This window comes from Kitasatospora sp. NPDC056783 (assembly GCF_042789895.1).
Taxonomy (GTDB): Bacteria; Actinomycetota; Actinomycetes; order Streptomycetales; family Streptomycetaceae; genus Kitasatospora.
Genome location: NZ_JBHUAF010000734.1, coordinates 1 through 1,049, shown reverse-complemented (window position 1 = coordinate 1,049; position 1,049 = coordinate 1). Strand labels below are relative to the sequence as shown.

Genomic DNA, 1,049 nt, shown 5'->3' with positions numbered 1-1,049 from the left:
GGGCCGTGACTGCGTGCCTTTTGAAGAATGAGCCTGCGAGTTTGCGGTGTGTAGCGAGGTTAACCCGTGTGGGGTAGCCGTAGCGAAAGCGAGTCCGAATAGGGCGTCTGAGTTGCATGCCCAAGACCCGAAGCGGAGTGATCTAGCCATGGGCAGGTTGAAGCGCGGGTAAGACCGTGTGGAGGACCGAACCCACCAGGGTTGAAAACCTGGGGGATGACCTGTGGTTAGGGGTGAAAGGCCAATCAAACTCCGTGATAGCTGGTTCTCCCCGAAATGCATTTAGGTGCAGCGTCACGTGTTTCTTGCCGGAGGTAGAGCACTGGATAGGCGATGGGCCTTACCGGGTTACTGACCTTAGCCAAACTCCGAATGCCGGTAAGTGAGAGCGTGGCAGTGAGACTGTGGGGGATAAGCTCCATGGTCGAGAGGGAAACAGCCCAGAACACCGACTAAGGTCCCTAAGCGTGTGCTAAGTGGGAAAGGATGTGGAGTCGCAGAGACAACCAGGAGGTTGGCTTAGAAGCAGCCACCCTTGAAAGAGTGCGTAATAGCTCACTGGTCAAGTGATTCCGCGCCGACAATGTAGCGGGGCTCAAGCACATCACCGAAGTCGTGTCATTGCAGCATATAGGGCCAACGCCTGCTGTGATGGGTAGGGGAGCGTCGTGTGCCGGGTGAAGCGGCGGTGGAAACCAGTCGTGGACGGTATACGAGTGAGAATGCAGGCATGAGTAGCGATACAAGAGTGGGAAACTCTTGCGCCGATTGACCAAGGGTTCCTGGGTCAAGCTGATCTGCCCAGGGTAAGTCGGGACCTAAGGCGAGGCCGACAGGCGTAGTCGATGGACAACGGGTTGATATTCCCGTACCCGCTTTGAAGCGCCAACGCTGAACCAGGTGATGCTAAGGCCGTGAAGCCGTCCCGGAGCCTTCGGGCAAAGGGGAGTGGTGGAGCCGCCGGCCCAAGTCTGCAGTAGGTGAGCGATGGGGTGACGCAGGAAGGTAGTCCAGCCCGGGCGGTGGTTGTCCCGGGGTAAGGGTGTAGG

1 rRNA gene is annotated in these 1,049 nt (G+C 58.2%); it reads left to right on the top strand.

The annotated features are described in order from the left end of the window. Positions 1-1,049: ribosomal RNA gene (locus ACFRMQ_RS40955) — 23S ribosomal RNA — on the top strand; the annotation flags it as partial.